Source organism: Streptomyces sp. 8K308, assembly GCF_004348315.1.
Taxonomy (GTDB): domain Bacteria; phylum Actinomycetota; class Actinomycetes; order Streptomycetales; family Streptomycetaceae; genus Streptomyces.
This window is the reverse complement of record NZ_SMKC01000669.1, coordinates 1-902: the sequence shown is the minus strand read 5'-3', so window position 1 is coordinate 902 and position 902 is coordinate 1. Positions and strand designations below refer to the sequence as shown.

Here is a 902-nt window from a genome sequence, read left to right as displayed (position 1 = left end):
CCCCACACCCGCCACCACCTCGACCACTGGCGCGACACCCTCCACGACCTCCCCACCGAACTCCCCCTCCCTTACGACCAGTCACCGTCCGAGAGCACCGGTGACGCGGGGGCCTCGTACGCCCTGCGCCTGGACGCGGAGACGCATCGGCGGCTGAGCGCGTTGGCGCGCGACCACGACGCGACCCCCTTCATGACGCTCCAGGCAGCGGTGGCGGCGCTGCTCACCCGACTCGGCGCCGGCACCGACATCCCCCTCGGCACTCCCGTCACCGGCCGCGTCGACGAGCGACTCCAGGGCCTCATCGGCTACTTCGTCAACACCGTGGTCCTGCGGGCCGACACCTCGGGGGAGCCGTCCTTCGCCGAACTCCTCGTCCGGGTGCGGAAGGCGGCCCTGGACGCCTACGCCCACCAGGACCTCCCCTTCCACCGGTTGGTGGAGGCCATCAACTTCGAACGCGTGCCGGGCCGGCATCCGCTGTTCCAGGTGATGGTCAACTTCGCGGTGGACGGCCCGGCCGACCACCTGCTGCCCGGCCTGCGCACCGAGCACATACCGGCCCAGGCGCACACCGCCCACTTCGATCTGATGTTCTCCTTCGTCGAGCACCGGAACCGGTCAGGCGACCCGGCGGGCGTCACGGTGAGCGTCGAGTTCCGGACGGGCCTGTTCGATGCGGGCACCGTCGAGGCGATGGCGGCCCGGCTGCGTCGGCTGCTGTCTGCGGTGGTCGCCGACCCACGACGGCCGATCACCGACATCGACCTGCTCAGCGACGAGGAACGCCGCCAGGTCCTCACCGCCTGGCAGGGCCCCGAGACGCCCGCACCGGACACCTCGATCCCGGTGCTCTTCCGCGCACAGGTGGCCCGCGCCCCCAGGGCGACGGCCCTCTCCGA

Annotated in this window: 1 protein-coding gene; it reads left to right on the top strand. The window is 72.0% G+C overall.

Going from position 1 to position 902, the window contains the following annotated elements; genetic code table 11:
- Positions 1–902: condensation domain-containing protein (locus E1265_RS36560; protein ID WP_243741397.1), on the top strand; the 902-nt coding region annotated here is incomplete at both ends.